At 53.2% G+C, this 19,900-nt stretch carries 12 protein-coding genes; 3 read left to right on the top strand and 9 right to left on the bottom strand.

Features of this window, described 5'->3' with window-relative positions; translation table 11 throughout:
• Positions 1-150: 150 nt before the first annotated feature.
• From K7P76_RS11680 to K7P76_RS11715, 8 genes are all read right to left on the bottom strand, one after another.
• On the bottom strand, positions 151-3,270 hold the full coding sequence (locus tag K7P76_RS11680; protein ID WP_232185478.1) for a glycosyl hydrolase: 3,120 nt from the start codon (positions 3,268-3,270) through the stop codon (positions 151-153).
• Positions 3,267-4,649, bottom strand: coding sequence for a GH39 family glycosyl hydrolase (locus K7P76_RS11685; RefSeq protein ID WP_232185479.1), 1,383 nt, complete (start codon positions 4,647-4,649; stop codon positions 3,267-3,269). Before K7P76_RS11685 ends, K7P76_RS11680 begins: the two co-directional genes overlap by 4 nt.
• A gap of 57 nt (positions 4,650-4,706) precedes the next feature.
• Complete coding sequence (locus tag K7P76_RS11690) at positions 4,707-5,456, bottom strand: phytanoyl-CoA dioxygenase family protein (protein WP_232185480.1); 750 nt, start codon at positions 5,454-5,456, stop codon at positions 4,707-4,709.
• Positions 5,457-5,480: 24 nt separating this feature from the next.
• On the bottom strand, positions 5,481-7,451 hold the full coding sequence (locus tag K7P76_RS11695; protein ID WP_232185481.1) for a glycoside hydrolase family protein: 1,971 nt from the start codon (positions 7,449-7,451) through the stop codon (positions 5,481-5,483).
• A 22-nt stretch (positions 7,452-7,473) separates the two neighbouring features.
• Positions 7,474-8,301 (bottom strand): carbohydrate ABC transporter permease, encoded by an 828-nt coding sequence (locus K7P76_RS11700; RefSeq protein WP_232185482.1) that lies wholly within the window; start codon positions 8,299-8,301, stop codon positions 7,474-7,476.
• Entirely contained in the window at positions 8,301-9,185 is an 885-nt protein-coding gene (locus K7P76_RS11705; protein WP_232185483.1) for a carbohydrate ABC transporter permease, read from the bottom strand. Before K7P76_RS11705 ends, K7P76_RS11700 begins: the two co-directional genes overlap by 1 nt.
• A gap of 85 nt (positions 9,186-9,270) precedes the next feature.
• The gene (locus K7P76_RS11710) at positions 9,271-10,623 is read right to left on the bottom strand and encodes an ABC transporter substrate-binding protein (protein WP_232185484.1); all 1,353 of its coding nucleotides are present in this window, start codon (positions 10,621-10,623) and stop codon (positions 9,271-9,273) included.
• Positions 10,624-10,769: 146 nt separating this feature from the next.
• Positions 10,770-11,798 carry a serine hydrolase domain-containing protein gene (locus K7P76_RS11715; RefSeq protein ID WP_232185485.1) on the bottom strand — a complete coding sequence of 343 codons (1,029 nt, stop codon included), beginning with the start codon at positions 11,796-11,798 and terminating at the stop codon, positions 10,770-10,772.
• A 159-nt stretch (positions 11,799-11,957) separates the two neighbouring features.
• On the opposite strand from K7P76_RS11715, the gene K7P76_RS11720 reads away from it, so the two are divergent.
• The 3 genes from K7P76_RS11720 (at position 11,958) to K7P76_RS11730 (ending at position 17,677) form a co-directional block, all read left to right on the top strand.
• The gene (locus tag K7P76_RS11720) at positions 11,958-13,712 is read left to right on the top strand and encodes a sensor histidine kinase (RefSeq protein WP_232185486.1); all 1,755 of its coding nucleotides are present in this window, start codon (positions 11,958-11,960) and stop codon (positions 13,710-13,712) included.
• The gene (locus K7P76_RS11725) at positions 13,709-15,268 is read left to right on the top strand and encodes a response regulator transcription factor (protein WP_232185487.1); all 1,560 of its coding nucleotides are present in this window, start codon (positions 13,709-13,711) and stop codon (positions 15,266-15,268) included. The genes K7P76_RS11720 and K7P76_RS11725 overlap by 4 nt, the downstream gene beginning before the upstream one ends.
• Before the next feature lie 144 nt (positions 15,269-15,412).
• A complete protein-coding gene (locus K7P76_RS11730) occupies positions 15,413-17,677 on the top strand; it encodes a right-handed parallel beta-helix repeat-containing protein (RefSeq protein ID WP_232185488.1) in 2,265 nt (754 codons plus the stop codon).
• 131 nt (positions 17,678-17,808) lie between these two features.
• Here K7P76_RS11730 and K7P76_RS11735 read toward each other — a convergent pair whose 3' ends face one another.
• Entirely contained in the window at positions 17,809-19,884 is a 2,076-nt protein-coding gene (locus tag K7P76_RS11735; RefSeq protein ID WP_232185489.1) for an alpha-L-rhamnosidase-related protein, read from the bottom strand.
• Positions 19,885-19,900: the final 16 nt, after the last annotated feature.

A 19,900-nucleotide genomic window follows, 5' to 3' on the forward strand; every position in this document is an offset into this window, starting at 1 on the left:
TCTTCGCTGCTACAGGAAAAGCCGGCCCGAAGGCCGGCTCGGCATTTCATGTTCTTGTCCAATCGCTGCTCCCACCGTTCCGATGCCTGTGACTTCACCGGACTTCTAGAAAACTAACTCCCCTGCGAAAATTTATACTTTCTGACGTGCTCAGAAATACAGTCGCGGCTGCTCCATTAAACCATAGGGCTTTAACCTGTAGCCGGGTTCGTCGCGCGCATCCTCCCGCTGAAAAAACGACCAATCCATCCAAGGATTGTGCTGGCCCGATTGGTGAAAAGGTCCGAGCAGATTGCGCAGGCTTCCCGCGATTTCCACCTCAATGCAGTTCACGCCTTCAACCAGCCCACCCGCAATGTCGAGACCGTCCGCGTCCTCCCAAGGAATTAAACCAATCGACGACCCGTTCACCCGGACTTCCGCGCAAACGCCTATCCACTTGCCCAACCTCAGTTTGCAAGCCTGCTTCAATCTGGCCAATTCCACTCTTCCGCTCGCGTCGAAAATATAACGATACACCATATTTCCCGGATAATGCGGATAACCCTGGAGCGTCCAATCGCCTATAGCCAGTTCCGCGGGCTCGCGCACGATTTTGCGGCTGGCATCAACCGCAAATTCTCCGATGACGAATATATTTTCCATTTCGTCTCGATTACGATATAAGGCTGACAGAACCAGTTCTTGCCGGCCCGCCGCAGAACGGGGCAAACGAATGCGCTGCCAATCGCGGTCGATATACGAACCTTCCGCCCGGACTGGAATGGCTTTCCCGTTCCAAGTTACGCGAAACCGTTCGGCAAATTCCGCCACAAGAAAAAGATCCCCTTCCGGCACTTCACCTACCTCATATTCGAACCGCCAATCCACCTCGGCTCCGTCCCCAGGATGCGGAACGTCCGCCCAGCGAAATCTTTGCTGCTGGCCATTGTAATGAATGTCCCGCATGCCGAATCGCGTCCGGATCTCCTTCTGGGCCTGCCATACTTGCATCGGCTCGGACCATTCTTCGCCGTTTACCCGGTAAGCGCAAACGTCCAGCAAAAGCGCATTAGGCATCGTGCGCGTAAAAACACTCTTTACCGGCAAAGTCCAAGACGCCGTATCCATCTCATGCGCCATCCGATAAGAGTACCTCGATTCCGCTGCCAAAGGCGCACCGTCCGTGCGGATCCGGTATAGCTTCGAACCAGCCGCTCCCAACCGATCGACGAAACGGATGGAGCCAGACTCCGTTTTTACCGCCTTTTCCGACATCTCGCCCGTAAACGGATCCCATTCTTCGACCGCCCCCGTCACATTCAGGCGCACTTCCGCTTCAACCCCGGACAGACGGTCGTTGTTCACGACGAAAAGGGTATAGCCGTCCTCATGTTCGCGGAACATGCAGAGCAGCTGCGGCACTTCCAAACCATACTCATTGCGCACGGATACGCGTCTCGGCAAGTTTCGCTCCAACCACTCCACGGCATCGCGCGCGTCGGAAACTAGGTGAAAACCGGAATGCCGTTGCATAGCTTGCCAATCCCCCGACGGTTCGCCGTCGATCAGAGCAGGCACCGCTCCGATCGCCACAATCTGCCCGCCGGCTTCCGCAAAACGCAACAACAATTCAAATGTAGATCGAAGCAAGTTATTCAGCATTGGAAGCACGACTACCCGATAAGCGGCGTGTTTCACCATGAGCTGCCCTTCCCGGACAGCCCCTTCTTCCGATAGGATAATTTCATCCCCGAAGTCGAAGTCGTAGTGATGGCCCAACAATGTCTTGATCGTCCTCACCAGGTCGGCTTCATAGACGTTGACGGCCAGCAAGCTCGGATCTTCCCATTGCAAATAACGTTCCGGATCCGAACCCACACTCGTCCACGCCGTCGTGGCCGGGTGAATCAGCAGCACGTCCCGCAGGGGAATCCCGTCGCTCAACACCGCCGATAGCCTGGAAAAATAATCTTCCATCGCATGGTTGTATTTCCACCAAGGCGACACGTCGCTGAATACGGGCGGAAAGTCCCGTTTGCGGCAGCCGTTGAGGCTGTATAACGACAGATGCTGGCACCGGATCGTCACGCCCATCACGAACTGCCAGTCCCCGAGCCATTTCTGGCCTTCGAAAGTGAAATCCCACCCGCAACAGCCGTAGGTCTCGGACAGCACATGCTTACGGCGGTACTGATTGGCCACGCTCGTGCACTGCTTGACGGTCAGCCATTCCTCCGTTTTCTCGTCAAGGATATCGATTCCGGGGATTTGCTGGTATCGGTAATGAGGCATCACCGCGCCGCTGACGCGCGTGGATATCCCCAAGTTGTGCTCGATCAGAAAATGTCCCGTAAAAGCCAGGCCGTTGCGTCCGCACCATTCGCCCAACTGCCGGGCATACGCCTCCGAGAACCGTTCGGTGATCGTACGCCAGTAGTCGTGCCGAGTTTTCGACGTCAGTTCCCCGTCCAGAAAAAGATAAGGCAGGCGCTCGATCAGGTCGTAGCCTCTGCGCTCCATGAACATCCCCTCAAAGCCGTCCGTCCAAGGAAGCCACGGGCGTCCGTTCGAATAACGGCAATGAAAATCGGCGATGCTCGGCTCATCGGTAAATATGCCGGGGATCGTCCGGCCGAATTCGGCGCCGACCTTCTCCCGGTACGGCTCGTACGTCACATCGATGAAAGCCGCCACCGCGTCCGGGTTCAAGTTGTCGACAGGCGCTTCGCCATTGAACCATTCGGTACCGGCCGAAACCTCGCGCCGCAGTACGAGCCACACCGTCCAAACGTCCGCCTCCGCTTCGCTGGGCGATTGTACAATTGCCTGCGAACCGAGCCCCTCCTTCACGCGATCCAAACCGACCACAACATGGTCTCGAAGCTGCGCACGAAAAAGCGCCAACAGACGTTCATCCGGTTCTATCGGCAGCTGTTCAACCATCTCCAAAGTCACCGCTTTGGCGCGGAATGCGTCGCCTCCCATCCGGGGAACGCGCCCTCCGGCGCCCCCCGAAGGAAAACGGTCCTCGTCGTACAGCCATGCTTTGATCCCGAGCTCCCGGGCTTCCGAGACGAGGTCGGCTACGCAATCCATCCATTCCTCGCCCATGTACTCGGTTTCCAACCCTTCGCGGGAATGCATGAAGAAACCGCCCATTCCCTGGGACTTCATCTCCTTCGCCTGGCGAATAAGCTCCGCGGAGTCGAGCCGACCGTTCCAAGCCCAGAAAGGACTGGATCGGTATTCGGCTCCCGGATTGCGGAATCGCTCGCTAAGCGTGCTCATTCGAACGCCTCTTTCTTATCCGATCGGTTCATCCGCAGGACAAGCACAGAATGCTTGGGAAGGAACACTTCGATACTTCCGTCTTCCCCCAGCACGGCCTTTTCCACCGCGGAATCGAAATCACGCTCCGCATCCAACAATCGCCACTCGGCCGACCATCCGCCGACCGCCCCGTTAGCGCCTTCCGACGTGATCGAATATTTACGGCTCTCGCCGCTAAAATTACTTAGCCACAGCGCTGTTCCGCCGTCATCCGAAGCGACTCCGAACCCGAACAAGCCGGCTGCGGATTCCTCCACTGCTACGGCAATCCGGCGCGGATAAGCGCACAATTGCTGGAATTGTTCGAACACCCTGTACGTCTTTTGCGGAATGCAATAGCCGTCGAACAGTCCGCAATACAGCTCGTGCGGCTGACCGTCGTAATAGTTGGCTTCGTCCACTGGCGCATCCTGCAACATCGCGAACACGGCGGCGACGAAAGAGGCACCTTCCTCGTTTTTCTGCCGTTCGAACAGGTTCCTCCGAAAAATCTCTCCACCCGGCTTCCACAATTGCCGCCAGATTTCATCGTCCGCGCCTTCGTCGGCACGCATATAATTCCACTCGTTCAAGTGGCTTTCCGTATCCGTAAATCCAGCCTCATCCAGAAGTGTCCGCGCCTTCAAGGCGTTATTCAAAATTTGCTGCGGATCGTCCGCATAGGTATGCCAGGTGAAAAAATCGAGAGGCAACTGATGCTCCCGGCAATACGCGACGAACCCTTCCGTAAACGGCATGTTCACCATGGTCGCGGCTTGACCGCCCACCTTCAAGGACGGATCGTGCTTCTTGATCTCGGTCGCCGCGATCCGGTAGAGCTCGTAATATTGCTCCGGCGTCCCCGACCACATGCACTGCCGGTCCGGATTGTCCGGTTCGTTCCAGATTTCCCAATAGCGGATGTTATGATGAAAGCCGTTCGCCCAACCCTCGTTGTAATGGCGGATAATGTTCACGCAAATGCGCGCCCATTTCTCCATATCGGCGGGAGGGTGGACGTAATGCTTGACCTTCGTATGCTCAATGCTTTCCCCGAGCCGATACACGATCTTTGCGCCCGTTGCCAGCACGGAGGCGATATAATCGTCGGTACGCGCAAAATCGTACGATGCGGCATCGTCGGCATCTTTAGAGAAATCGCGGAAAATAGTATGGATATCTACTTCTCCCGGATTAGGCCAGTTCGTGTCATGAAGACGGACTAACGGAATCCCGGCCCTCTCGTAATAAACGGAAACGTCCATGAGCGATCCGTAGCAAACGGGGCCGTTGTTCACCCCGTGCAGGCGTTTGAGCGGAGCGAGCGTCCGCTCAGGATATAAGATTATGTCAGCCATCGGCTCCTCCTAATGTAACATCCAGCCGCCGTCGACATTCAGCGTCTGACCTGTGATTCATAAGCTTGTTTTCCTCCCCATTCCCGCAACAGGGCATGGCTCGCGAAGCACCGGCTTCCCGTCCTTCGCCAATTGCGGATTTCCCCAGGCGGAGTAACACATGATGAACGATCTCCGGTGATAATCCGAGTCGTTGGATGCCGAACAGTGGAGCAAATTGCAGTCGAAGAAAAGCGCCGCGCCTGGCTTCATCTCGCAGTACACGGTTTCGAACAGCTTCTCCGCCGCGGCGATCCGTGCCGGATCAGTGGCGGTTTGCCCGCCGACTTGGAGGTGCGTAAGCCTCCCCAACTTATGAGAACCCTTAAGCACCCGCAGGCACCCGTTCAGCTTCGTTGCCGGGTCGATCGCCGCGAACACGCTTATCATGTGGGGAAAGAGGAATCCCTGGTCATACCAATAGCCGTAATCTTGATGCCATTCCCACGCCCCGCCCGTCCGGGCTTCTTTCATCATCACCTTGCCGTGGAAAAAGCTGACCTCTTCGCCGAGCAGCATCCGCACGTTATTGACGACGCGCGGGCTGGTGGAAGCGTCGGACCAGATATCGTCCGTGAGCTCTTCCCAATACGCGAGCTTGGCTTTCTTCCCCGACTCGTCGTCCACGCTCATGGCCGATGCAGCCGTGCGTCCTCCACCCTCTATGTCCGCCACCATTGTCCCGATTTCCGCAGCGGAAAACACATCTTCAACCAGAACGAAACCGTCCCGCCGATACTGCTCGATTTCCTTATAAGTCAACAACATGGAAACATCCTCCTGTCTATCGGGTTATCGTACCCGGTAAGAGAAAACGTCGCAGCGCATCTCGCCTTCCAATAAAGTTATCGTCACTGCATGGTTTGCATCCGCCAGACCGTCCCGACCGATCACAATACGCGAACTCGGTATCCCGGCATCGGGCAGCAGCTCGATATTTTCCAGCCATTGCCCGTCCAGCATAACGCTGATCTTGCCATACCCTATAACCGGCATCCGAACGCGGAACGCGTCTCCGCGAAAATTCCATTTCAGCATGGACCCGGTTTCTTCCGCGAAACCGGCCCGGTCCGTCGAACGGTAGCCAAACTCATTGACGTAAGACGGATCCGTCTCCAAGTCCCATTTGTCCGGACATTGAGCCGAGCCTGCCAAACCCTCGCCCGGCAGCAGCTCTATCCAATGCTCCCGGCTTTCTCCTTCGATTTCGAAACGCGTGCACCGGACCAGCGCGCCATTGCCGGCAATGAGTCCAATACGTCCGGCAACGGTGGGCCGATCCGCCGTCAGCGTTCGTCCGTTGACCTCCACGAGACAGCGCGATTCCTCCTGCCGGACGACGATCCTGTACGCTATGGATTGTCCGAACGGCGGGCGCCCGCCGGATTCGTCCACTTCCGACTCCGATTCCAGCCCCAAATCAGCTGTCGCCCAACCCGCGCCCAGTTCATCGTAATCCTCCGTTCTCGCCAACACTTCCGCCGTCCCCTGAGCCGTCACGGCAACCAAGGCAAATCCGCCGCTTTTCACCGTAAGCCCTAAACCGTCCGTGAACATCGAAGCATGCGGTATCCCGTCCGCCCAGCGCGGCATCACCGTCGACCCGACGGGTCCGTTCCACCCCCACACGATCGTGAAAGCTTCCGTGCTCGTCAGCTCCGCCACCAAGCTGAATTCCTCATAACCCTGCCGAACGAAGCTGATGGCTGCCGCGTTGTTCCCCGAAAGCACGAAATGGTCGGCATAAGGTTCGGACCACGGACGCGAAGCCATGTTGATCGTTCCCTCGCCCCGCTCGTTCAAGGCAGGATACATCGCCAGCAGCATGCCGTCTTCCATGACTTGACCGGAGAAAGTTTGGCCCCAGATCCCGTACCGCTCCGACTGTCTCGCCTCCGAATGCCAGCAGGAGCCTTCCTGAACTAGCTCCCAAGCTTCCGCCGAATGCGCCTCCTCCAGTTCCGCCCGAAATACCGCTTGATACGTGCGGTTGCGGCCTACCGAAGTGGATGGCGCATACACATATCCGTCATGCACATAAGCGGGATAAAACTCGATCGGTGCCGGATGGTAGAACGGACTCTGCGGGTACAGCAAAAACGCCGGATCGCCGTAAGGTCCATCCGGCCGTTCGGAGGTGAGCGCCACCAGCGACCAGGAGCCCCCGGTATTCCGGGGCATGCTCATCATCGCGAGGATCAGCCAATCGTCGCGGCGCTTAATCAGGGTGCTCGCGTAAGTTCGCTTATACATTCCGTGTATCAGCGCGGTATCCGTCTCATTTTTGATCGGATGCGGGTGTTTCAGAAATGGACCTTCCGGATGATCGGAGTACGCATACGCGATTCCACCCTGTGCCTCCTTGAGCGAGCCCCATCCGTAAACCATATGATAGATGCCGTACTCATAGACGACCGAAGCGTCCAGAGAAGCCAAGGCCGCATCCTTTGGGGTATATTTTTCCGCTAATCCCCTGCCGTCAAATACCGGTCCGAGGTTTCGCCAACTTTTCCCCTTGTCCGTCGAGCGCATCAACATAACGACGCCGCAATGCCGATACCCTTTGGCATACAAACTGACGTACAAGTACCAGTTGCCCGATACCGGGTCCGCGAACAGGAAGCCGTTAACCGGCCAATCCCAAATCCCGATGCCTTCGTGGACCGGATTGCCTGCGAATCTCTCAAAAGTATCATATGAAGGATCACCGATTATCGGGTGAGCAAACCACTTCGAACGAAACCGGCTTTCCGCAAAATTCATGTTCAAGCACCTCCTCGGATCATCAGGCTTTGACGGAACCTGCCGTTAATCCGGAAACCATATATTTCTGTCCGAATACGAAGAAGATCAAGCACGGGACAATCGCGACGAGGATATCGGCGAATAGCAGATCCCATCTCTGACTGTATTTCCCGTAAAATTGGAACACCGTCATCGGCAGCGGCCATTTGTCCCCTCCCGCGAAGTAAAGGTACGTCGTTACATCGTTCCATACGCCAATAAAGTTAAAAACGATGACCGTTACCGTAACGGGAGCGAGCAGCGGAAAGATGATCCGAAAAAACATCTGCATCGGCCGGCTTCCGTCGATGATCGCCGCTTCGTCGATTTCCCTTGGAATCGTTCGCATAAAACCCGAATAGAGAAAAATGCTTAACGGAAGCGTATAGGCGACGAATATCGCAACCAAACCCAAATACGTGTTGTTCAGCTTCAATACGAGCATAGCGAAATAGGTTGGGATGATCGCAGTTGGAATGATCAACCCGGAGACGAAATACAGCGTAGTGAATTTGGAAAATCCCGAGCTCTTTCTCGATAGGTAATAAGCGGCCATGGATGACAGGAATCCCGCGATCAGAACGACCGTGACCCCGATAACCACGCCGTTGATAAGTCCCTGCAGAGCATTGGACTTCTCGAATACTTGCGCGTAATTATCAAAATGGAACAGTTTCGGCCAGCTATACCCGATCCGGTTGGCGCTGAGCGTGTCTTTGAGCGAATTGACCACTATGATCCAGACGGGCGCCAAGTAACATAAGGCGACAATGAGCATGACGGCTTCCAACAGCAGCTTGATCAAGCGGGTTTTGACTGTATGCGACATCAATATTCGACCTCCAGCCTGCGGAACAAATAGAGCGTCAGAAAGCTGACGAGACTGATGACCACGGTGAACAGCAGCCCTGCTGCCGCGGAATAGCCGAATAAGCCCGACGAGAACGATTTGAAAATGAACGTGCCATATACTTGCGTGGCATCCGCCGGTCCCCCGTTGGTCAATCCGTATACCTGTCCGAACACTTTCGCTCCTCCGATCAAACAGAGGATCGTATTGATCGACAGCGAATAGATGGTGAGAGGCAGCGTGATGTGGACGAACTTCTGGAACCCGCCCGCTCCGTCTACCGTGGCAGCTTCGTAAAATTCCTGCGGCACGGACTGAAGCCCGGTCAGGAAAATCACGATGATCGCCCCGATCGAAATCCAGATATCCATTACGCAGATGGCCAGCATCGCGTATTTGACGTCCGTCAGCCAATGCTGTGCCATGAAATCGAGACCGACAAACCGAAGGAACGTGTTGACCGGACCGTAATCCGGTTGATACAGCGCGCTGAAAACGTATGCGATGACGAGGGGATTAAACACGAATGGCGCAAAAACGATTGTCCGGTACGTGTTCTTGAACTTGACCCCGTTGTTCAAAATGATGGCCATCAAGAAACCGAATACGATTTTGAAAGCCGTCGTGACGGCGGTGAAATAGATCGTGTTGCGGACGGCCGTCGCGAAGACGGGCGAAGCGAACAGGTCCTGGAAGTTCCTCCAGCCGTTGAAGCCGGGACTGAGCGGATAATAAGAAGACCAATCGGTAAAGGCCATGACGAATCCCGACAGATTCGGCAAAATGAAGAAAAGGCTGAACAAGATAAATGCCGGCAGTACAAACAGCACCGAATAATGCTTGGAGGTTCCTTTCGAAAGCATACGCCATCGCCTTTCCGTTAACGCCGTCGCCCCCGGCCTAAACCGGGCTGCGGCGGCGTCCATTTTTCCTATGACTGACTAAGGATTACCAGCCTGGGGTTTTCACCGTACGGTTGTATTGCGCGTAGTCCGTGTACCAGTCGTCAAACGCTTTCTTGACGTCTTTTCCGTTGAAAATATCCTGAATCGGCTTTCCTGCGTCGGTACCGAGCGGGAACGTCGGAAAGCGTTGTCTGATCACATCGAGGGTAACAGGAATATTGAGTTGAGAAACATAACCGTCGACTTCTTCCTGCCATACGCTCTTTTCCGTATCGTATCCTTTATATGGAGAAGCTCCCTGAACGGGTTTGACCAAGATGTTGAAATTGTCCGGCTCCATGAGGAAGTTGACCATGTCCTTCGCTTCCTGCTTGTGCTTGCTGTTGAAAGGAACGCCTAATACTCGGCCGGACAAATTGACGACAGCGCTAATCTTCGAATCGTCCAGCGTGAACGGCATGAAGCCCAGATCTTTGACTTTCTCTGGGTCAAGCTTAGCGAAATCGTCGTACAGCCAGTCGCCCAGAACGGTCATCCCGTATTTGCCGTCCAGTAAACCTTGATATCCGTCCGCGATGATCACGGACATATGATCCTTGTTTGTGTATGGCTGCAAGGTAACCATGTGCTCCGCGAATTTCAGGAAACCGTCCATCTGGGAAGGTTTGGTTTCGTTCTTGGCCATGCGGTTCGCTTCCTCGTCCGTTACCGAGTAGACGCCGCCGACAGCTTGCAGCATTTGGTACGTCCAGCCGTCCTTGCCCGGAATGAACAGCGGCGTAACGCCTGTCGCTTGAATCTTCTTCATTCCATCCATCAATTCTTGGTAGTTCATCATCGGCACTTTGACGCCGGCCGCTTCGAACACTTTCTTGTTGTAGATGGCTCCGAAATACCCGAGCGGGAATGCGTAAGCTTCATAAGCAACGCCTTCCTTGGTCGTGAAGAGCTTAACGCTATCCAAGGTTTTATCCACCCACGGACCTTGAAGAGGCTCTAGGAAGGAGAATGGAATTGTTCCGTCGCCAGCTGTGGCCATGAACAAATCGGGTGCGTCATTCGTCGACAATTTAGTTTTCAGAATATTGATGAACTGATCGTCCGGATACACATCCACCCTAACCTTATTGCCGGTTGACTTCTCGTAGGCAGCAATTGCACTCTTCAGTCCTTCAGTTTCACCCCAAGCATTGAAGGTGGCCAATACCATTTCGACCGGTTCTTTGGACGGCGCCGCCGAACTCTCCGTGTTCGACGCCGATGAAGCAGGGCTGCTTGCTGCCGGGGACGTTTCCCCTGACCCATTGTTTGTTTTTCCTCCGCAAGCCGCCAAAATCGACAAGATTAAGACGATTGCAAGCAGTGCTGCTCCCCGTTGAACTCTTTTGTTCTTCAATCAAATAACCTCCCCATTCAATTTTTTGAAATGTTTTAACGCTGGGCTAACAAGACCCATTATGGCAGATCGCTTTCATAACCCGATATAGAAGATCAGACGGCCAATCTGGATTTTTGGACAAACTTCGTTCGACTTTTTCTTTTCTAGAGGCTCATTAGTTTGTTCCAAATGAGTTTGTAATTTTTCCAATCGCTATGGAGTCTTGGGCTATTCGTTAAAATAACTCCGATTCGTTGATATTGGGGGTCGATGGAAAGCATGCATCCGCTAAAACCAGGGTGCCCGATACAGGAAGGCGAATGCAATTCGCCAAAACATCCGTACGGGTCGGTATCCGTTCGCTGCCAGAAAACAGGGGTTTTAGCGAATTTTCCATTCGTAACCTCGCGCTGCATGAAATCGATACCGGCTGGCGAAAATATTGTTTGGTCTCTAAATTTCCCTGCGCGCAAGAACAATTCCGCGAATCGCATCAAATCATCCACAGTCGAATATAGACCGCTGTCCCCGGTTACGGCGGCATGCCGTAAATGGCTCATGTAGCTGCCTGTTTCGTAGTTCCAAGGCAGTACGAACGAATGATCCTGCAACCGTTCCGTCTCAAAAGTCGTATTTTCCATTTCCAATGGAATAAACAGAATCTCGCGCGCAAATTGTTCGAGACTCGTACCGGTCACCTTCTCGATGATATCCATCAGAATCGTGTAGCCTTGCGTAAAATAGACTTGGCGCTCACCTGGCATATAGGATCTGTCGTTGATTCGGTAGATTTTGTTTAAATAGGCTTCAGCATCTTCCTTGCTCGGCCATGGCTCTTCAAACCCTTCATAACCAGCCGTGTGCGTAAGCAAATGCAATACCGTAACGTCAGAGAACGGATAGGAAGGAATGATCGTTTGTACGGGTGTAGTAAGGGTCAGCAATCCTTCCTCGATCAGTTTAACAATTAAGGTGCCGGTAATGATTTTGGTGACCGAGCCGATGTTAAAACGCGTATGGCGATCAATAGGTGTCCTCTCATACCCAGCGGGCGCTGAGAAGCCCTCATTAAATTCATACAGACAATCTTCTTTAACATCCCTAAAGCCGATAGAAAAACACGGGCTTAGTTCCTTATCCAACAGTTTTTTAAAATACAAGTCTAAGCGAGGAGCTTGAACCGTTGTGCCCATATCGAATAACCTCCCTTAAAAATGAAGCGTTGACCCTTACTATATAGAACCGTTCTACTGAACAATATGGAAGATTGTATCCGCAGTCTGGATTTTTGAACACAATTGATTCCAGCAGGCTAACTCCGCGCATGCCTGTGCTATTATATACGCAAGGCGGTGATCAGACTGAAAATACGCAACCCCCTGCAGATCAAGCTTTTCTTCGTTTATTCCCTCGTATTTGTTCTGATTACAATTCTTGCAAGCGTTCCCACTTATCTGTATCTCAAGAGAGGGATCGAGAAGAATGCCTTGAACAGCATGAACGAAACCGTCGGCAACGTGACCGACAAGCTGGATGCGAGCCTGAAAGAGTTCGACAACATCAGCAAGCAGCTCTATCTAAGCACGGATTCGAACGGACGAACGGTGATCCAGCACCTGCAGATTCTCGACGGCGGCAATGGCACCTTCGATGCATATGAATCGAACCAGGCGGTAAACAATATGCTGGGTCTCGTTAGGTCTATTTACAACGACATATACCGACTTACGATCTTTACCTTCAAGAACCAAGTGTTCTCCAATCCTAAAGCCCGAATGACCGTCGACCAGGCTTATGCGGACAACCGCGATTTGGCAGAGATCCGCGAATCGGCAGGCGAGACGCTGTTCCGATACGCCCAGAAGGATCGTTGGGCCGGTCCGAACGACACGACCGTCTTCAGTTTCAGCCGCTTGCTGAACCCGCGCCAGAACAAGATCGCCGTCATCGAGATGCAGATCCGCTCGGACGATCTGCTGCCCCTCGACCAGATCCGATCCATACAGGGTGCTATGCTGACGTTATCTGAAGGCGACCGGCTTCTGTTCTCCAGCAATTCCGACAACTTAAATACCGTTCGCAAGGATACCTACGTGTTCCGAAAGCAAATCGAATCTTCGAATCTAACGATTGCTCTAACGGTTCCTCGGAGTGTCGTCTTGTCCGAGCTCACCCTGGTCCGTAATTTCGCGCTCGCTACCCTTTTCTTGCTCATCACATTTTCCTTATTCGTCTACTATTATTTATCCCGCCTGCTGACGCAGCCGCTGGTTAAATTAAGGGGAGCCATCGACTCCATCGATTTGGAAGACAAGAGGCTTAATATCGACAACAAATATAAGGTCAACGAAATCGAGCGGATCAATCGTTCCTTCCGCAACATGAACAACCGACTGCAGCATTCGCTCGAACAAATCGTGCAGTTCCGGACGAGACAGCTGCAATCCCAATTCGACACGCTTCAGGCGCAAATCAATCCTCATTTTCTATTTAACATGCTGGGAATCATTCAAGTATCCGCGGAAAATGGAGAACTGTCGCAGGTGCAGACCATTTCGCGCAATTTATCGGAGTTCATGCGCTATTCCACCTCTATCGAGTCCCCCGTGACTATTTTGGAGAAGGAAGCGGCTTTCACGTTCCGTTACTTGGAGTTGATGAAGACGCGGTACATGCACAGACTGACCTACCATATCGACCTCGACCCCGGCATGCTGCATATGATGGTGCCCAAGCTGATTTTGCAGCCGCTTGCGGAGAATGCTATCCAGCACGGATTCGGAGACATCCAACATCCCCTCCATATCGAGGTGACTGGGCGTCTTGAAGGTAATAGATGGGAGCTTAGGTTCAGGGACAATGGGGCTGGCTTCACTGAAGAGCGGTTGGCTGAAGTCAAAGAAAGCGTGCGCTTGGCGCTCGAGCGGCTGGATACCGATTTCGAGCAGATCGGGCTGGGACTTGGCGGAATGGGACTGACCGGCACCATCGTACGTCTGCAGTTGATGTTCCGCCACCAACTGCAGTTCGAGATCGGCAACCATCGGGACGGCGGTGCGGAAGTCGTATGGAAGGCATCCATCAGCGGACAAGGAGAGCAAATATGAACATCATAGTGGTCGACGATGAGCCTTTTTTTATCGAACAGTTGAAAAAGAAACTTGCGATGCTAAGCGAAGAGCTGCAAACAGAGTTAATAGTTACTTCAGAATGCTACAACGGGAAGGAGGCGCTGGAAGCAATCGCCAGGGAAACACCCGACGCCGTGTTTACCGATATCCGCATGACCGCGATGAACGGTATCGAGTTGGCGAAGGCAATACGAGAACGTCATCCCGATTTGCCCATCGTGATCTTGAGCGCCTATCCCTCGTTTGAATATTTACGAGAGGCTATGCGTTTCAACGTTACCGATTACCTGGTCAAACCGATTGACGCCCCAGCATTACAAGAGATTGTGGAGAAGCTCGTCGCGAATGCAGAGAACAGGAGCTATCTCAAAGCGCAAAAGACGCTGCTCACTATTCTCGTCTCGCCGACGCTGCCGTCGGAGGCGGAGCAAACGGCCCGCGTTCGGCTGCCTTATCCGTTCTATCGCGCCTTTTTTATCAATAATATCGAATCCGTGCACGAGTATCCCGTTCTTGCCCCAAGCAGCGATGAAGATGACAAGAGGCTCATCTACGAACTCGGCCAGATTTTGTCGGGCGGCGAGTTGTCCTGGATATTCCCGCTTGATGACGGAAGATCGCGACTTCTCGTTCTAGGTCTGAACGATAACGGCGAGAACAAGCTGCCTGCCCTATTTGATGCCTTATCCAAGCATTATTCACGAGGCGGCGCCGGTCCTTCGGTCGTCTATAGCGCCGCTTTCCCGGATATTCTCCGTTTGAACAAGCTTGTAACCGCCCTTCGGACTTGCTTATCGGAACGGCTTGTCATTGGAAAGGCGCTTTATTTAACCGCCTCGGATACCGAACCGGATCGCCATGCCTCGGTTCCGGACACGGATATCGAGAAATCCAAGCTGGACCGGCTGCTTACCGCTCGGGATTACGGAGGTGCGATCGAACTGATCCGCAGCTTGTTCCGTATCTGGGAGAAATACGATTGCCCAACGGCTGTCCTAGGGATGCAACTGAGAGATATTGTGCATCGCATCGAGAACCAAGAGAAAAAACCGACAAAGTTGGGTTTTCGTAATTGGGAAGCCAGAATCGAGGAGCAGCTGCAGACCGCCCGATCGTTTCCGGAGCTGGCTGAAGGCTTCATCGCCATGCTTTCGCAAATGTTTGAACAGGAGACGACCGGAAACTGGTCCCAAGACTTGAGCCAACTGTTTGCCCGAATCGAAGCGTATATTGCATCCCATATCGGCCAACCTTTGTCGCTCCCCCTGCTGACCGAACAATTTCATATCTCAAAGACGCTTCTTTGCAACCTGTTCCGCGACTATAGCGGTAAATCCTTCGTTGAATACGTCACGGCGCTCCGCATGCACAAGGCGCAGGAGCTGATGATCCATTATCCTCGAATGCGCAACAAAGAAATAGCGGAAATGATCGGCTACTTTGATCAGAACTATTTCAGCCGCGTATTTACTTCGGTCATCGGCATGAGTCCGAGCGAATTCCGCGCTCGCAGCGGTTCCGAAACCCTTTGACGGAATCAATGTCCAAAAATCCATGCTCTCCGCACGATCTTCCATATCCGCGGCTGGCGCCATGCCCTATAATTCGCATCAAGAGCGGCTTTCTCTGTCTTTCGGTTCTCTGGCCGCCAAACAGGTTAAGGGAGTTGACGATTGATGAAGAGATTGGGTTTAGGAACAGCATTCGGTCTGATTCTGACACTGCTGTTCGCTTTGGTTCCTCTTTCCCCCGTTTACGCCACGCCGACCACCTATTACGTAAGCTTTTCCGCCGGGAGCGATTCCAACAATGGAACCTCTGCAAACACCCCTTGGAAGACGTTAGGCAAGGTGTCCACCCAAACGTTCAACGCGGGAGATACGATCCTGCTGAAAAAGGGAGATACCTGGACGGGTGAAACCCTCTATTTGAACGGAAACGGCACCAACACCAATTGGATCACCTTGTCCTCTTACGGAACCGGAAACAAGCCAAAAATCACTCCGTATACGTCCGTAGCCAACATTCCCGCAGCCAACCCCACTAATTTGGCCGCGAACGGGCTGTTGTACGCCATCTATCTTCATAATTCCGCCGGCTGGAAAATCACCGGTCTTGAAATCGGATTTTCCAAGAGCGGCATCGTGAACGTCAATGACACGAGCGGCACACGTAATGGCCTTTGGATCGAAGACTGCTACATCCACGATATCGTTAAATGGCCATTGCATCCGTACCCGAGTGAAGATAACCGGGTGGCCCCCTTGCAAATCATGCCTTATTCCGTTGGCATTTACACCCACCTCGACGAATCCTCCAGTTTAAACGAGAGGCTTCAGAACGTAACCGTCAAGAACGTCACGATCGAACGAACCGACGGGCCTCTGGAAATTCGCAAAAGCGATAACGTTACGATTGAAAACCTAACAGCGACCGACTCCTATAGGGAAGGGGTAATATTGACCGGTATTAACTATGATTACCCTGGCACGCCGATCGGCATCCTGAAGAATAGCGTCATCACCAACTCGGGTCTGAACGGTATGGTCTGGGGCACAGCCGGTCTTGCATTCAACGCCGTGCACAGCTTCGTTGCCGACAATGTGGAAATCGCTTACACGGTGGCGCCGAACGGCGTTGACGGAGTCGGCATCGATTACGAAGGGTTAAACAAGAACGTAACCGTCAAGAACAGCTACGTCCACGACAACGCTGACGAAGCCGTGATGGTGTATCGTAATCCGCAATGGAGCGGCGGTGTGGAGAACGTCAACACGAGCCTGATCGACAACGTATTCAAGAACAACGGAATCCTCGGCGACTCGAACCCGCACGCCGCATTCCTGACGCATCAATACAACGCGACGAATGGCGGGACGATTTCCGGCAACACGATTTACAAAACAAGCCGGAGTCAAGCGCTGAATTTCGTGCAAGAATTCTCGCCGGTGACGACGGAGTCGTGGCCCAACGGCAACTATACCATTTCGGGAAACAAAGTTCTGCTGCCGAACGGCAATCCGTTGAATTATGCCTCCACGGGATTCGCCTCCACGCAGGGCGCGAACGGTTGGAGCTATCAGCAATACGACGGAACCACCCTAAGCAATCTTTCCTGGAATTCGGCTTCCGGTTTATGGGAGGGAACAGTCGGCAACCTGTACGTCGGCAACGACTGGATGCACCCGGCGGTCGGATATTTCACTGAACGTACCTGGACGGCTGCAGCGGCGGGCACGATCCGGATCACTGGAACCGCGCGCAAATTCGACTCCACGCTCGGCAACGGCGTCGTCGCTTCCATGTGGAAGAACGGCACACAGATCTGGGGACCGTACACCATTACCGATATGACCGGCTCCTCGCACGATTTCGGTGTCAGCGTCAGCGTGGGCGACAAAATCGCTTTCGTGATCAACGCCAACGGGGATTCTTCCTACGACAAAACCTATTGGAATCCGGTCATTGAAGAAGTTAAACAGACCGCATATACGGCCAGTACGGATTTCATGGGGCAACAAGGCATGTACAACTGGAATTACGTCGAGTACAACGGCACGACTCGCACGAATATGACCTGGAACGCCGCCAACCAAGTTTGGTCGGGAAGCGCCGTGAACCTGTATATTGGCAATGACTGGGTGCATCCCGCCATCGGAATCCAACCGCAGCGCAAATGGACAGCTCCATCCGCAGGCACCGTGCGGCTTAGCGGAACCGTCCGCAAATACGATTCCGCATCCGGCAACGGAGTAATTGCGAGCATCTGGAAGAACGGAACGAAGATCTGGGGCGACACGACCGTTACGACGTTAACCGGCACATCGCATAACTTCACGACGACCGTCAGCGCGGGCGACGTGCTCTATTTTGCAATTGATGCCAACGGGGACTCTTCCTACGACAAAACCTACTGGAACCCGACGGTCGCATACGAATAATTGAGTTTGACAAGAATGTTTTCCGCAGTGAACAACAAAAATTCTTCCAAGGGCAGTCCGCTTGGAAGAATTTTTGTCATTTAAGGATCGAAGGCTCTAGAACTGAGTTCAGCAGTAGAAACAAGGTGAGGTTAGAGGGCAGTATAGTAAATAGGGTATATAATACCTTGTTGGTTGAGCTGCAGCTCGTAATAGCCGTCACCCTTGTCAATCAGCGGTCCCAGCTCGCATGTTGGCGGCACTGCGCTGCGGATTCGGAGAACGCCCTCGCCCGCATCGCTGCTGACGATAACCTGGGTGCGATCCATATAGATTTCGATTTGTCCTTCCGGCATAGGGACAACGCCTCGGATCCACTCCAATCCTGCCAGCACAGGCTCAACGCGATATGTGGCGTAACCGGGAGAGGTGGGCTGAACCCCAAGAAAATATTTGCCCAACAAGTAAAGGGGACTTGCTCCCCATGCGTGGCACAGGCTTTTGCCATAGGGCCGACCATACATGGCGTATTGCTCGTTCGGGCGCAGAAGCGGATCGTACTCTTCCCAGAACGTAGTGGCTCCAAGATCTAGCATGCCACCCCAATATTTTTCGATCTCTTTCAGCACATTGGCATGCTCCCCCACTTCGCACAGGGCGGCCAGTTCGTAAAACCGCATATAGGGCGTCTTGATCTTCTGAATGCAATCATTTAACAGTACGTCTGCTTTAACCGTGCCGATCTGCTCCTCATTCAAATAACCGAGCATCATGGCAAACATGCTGGCATACCTGGTGACCTGTCCGTTCAATTGGCCGTTCACCCGGTTATGAACCAATCCGCCCTGCGTTTCGTCCCAGAATACATCGAATATTTGCCGCTTCAACGCCGCCCCTATTTCACCGTAGTAATTGGCCTGGCTTGGATCCTGAAGCAACTCGGCTAATTCCGCCATAATTTCCAAGCTTCTGCAGAACAGAATCTGCTCGAAGCTCACCTCCCCTTTCTTGTCCATGTCAGCCCAGTCGATGAACACCCAGTCATCCCCATAGCCTTCAATCATGCCGTTATCATTGCGCCGGTTAAGGCAAAACTGCATTAGGCTTGCCATTTTCGGATATTGCTGCCGAACAAAGACCTGATCGCCCGTATATAAATAATGGTCGTATACGCCCATAAACCAATAGAAGGAGTAGTCCACAATATGGTTGATATGCGTTTCCACCGGCTCCTTGCCCCGTAATGCTATCCAAGTGCGCCGATTTACAGCCTGATCAAAAAACAGATAAAAATTCATCAGCAAACTTTGATAGGCGTCGCCGGACCAGACCCACCGATCCCGCTTGATGCCATCGATAAAAAATTCCCTTGTTGTAAGGTGCAGCGTATAGGCGGACACTTCCCAAATTTGATTTAAACGCTCACTGGAACAGTTGAATTGCCCGCGGCGCGAGACAGGCAAATATTCATGCAGCGCAGTAATGGGGCCGGTATGGACCGCTTCGTCGCAGATCACGTTCACATATCGAAATGCACGGGCTTTCTTCGTCACATAAACCGCAGCGTTTTGGCCGAAATCCACATGATCATGATCGAAGGTTTCACAGTCTTCTACCGATAGGGCTTCTTCCTGCGATTCCCCATAGTAAAAGCTAATCGTCCCGTTGCCGCTTAACGGACTGATCCGGAGAAAGCCGAAAATTTCCTTCCCGAAATCAACAAGCAGCGCCTGTTGCCCCGCGACTTCCTCCACTGGGACAATCTCTTCCACAGGCAGCCTGAAAGAGGACGGACTCTGCTGCTGCAGGTGAAAATCGCCGCAATCGGCTTCGAGCCAAATCTGGTTGTTGCAGCAGACCAGCCAGGAACGATCGGAGACGAGCGTGGCTCCCTGCACGAAAATCGCGGGCATGCAGCGGTCATTGACAACCGAAATGATGATTTCATGCTTGCCCGCCGCTGCCTTGAAGGAAGTTGGATTGCCGTACAGCAGTTGACCGTCCAACGTAATATTGTATTGCCCCTCTACCGCCAACGCTATTTCCTCTTCCGCCTCCAGTTCAAAAAACTTGCGGAATTTCACGCTGCCATAGAACGTGTCCAGCCGCCAGAAAGGAGGGACAATCGTCCCTCTTTCATCCCTGCGCAGGCTGACCTCCCGATGAAGCCCAATTTCTAAGTCGCCCGGATACCAGATCCACGCGGCGGTTAATGTCTGTGTGCCCATTCGGATCATCCTCTGT

The organism is Cohnella silvisoli (assembly GCF_021190915.1).
In the GTDB taxonomy this organism is placed as follows: Bacteria; Bacillota; Bacilli; order Paenibacillales; family Paenibacillaceae; genus Cohnella; species Cohnella silvisoli.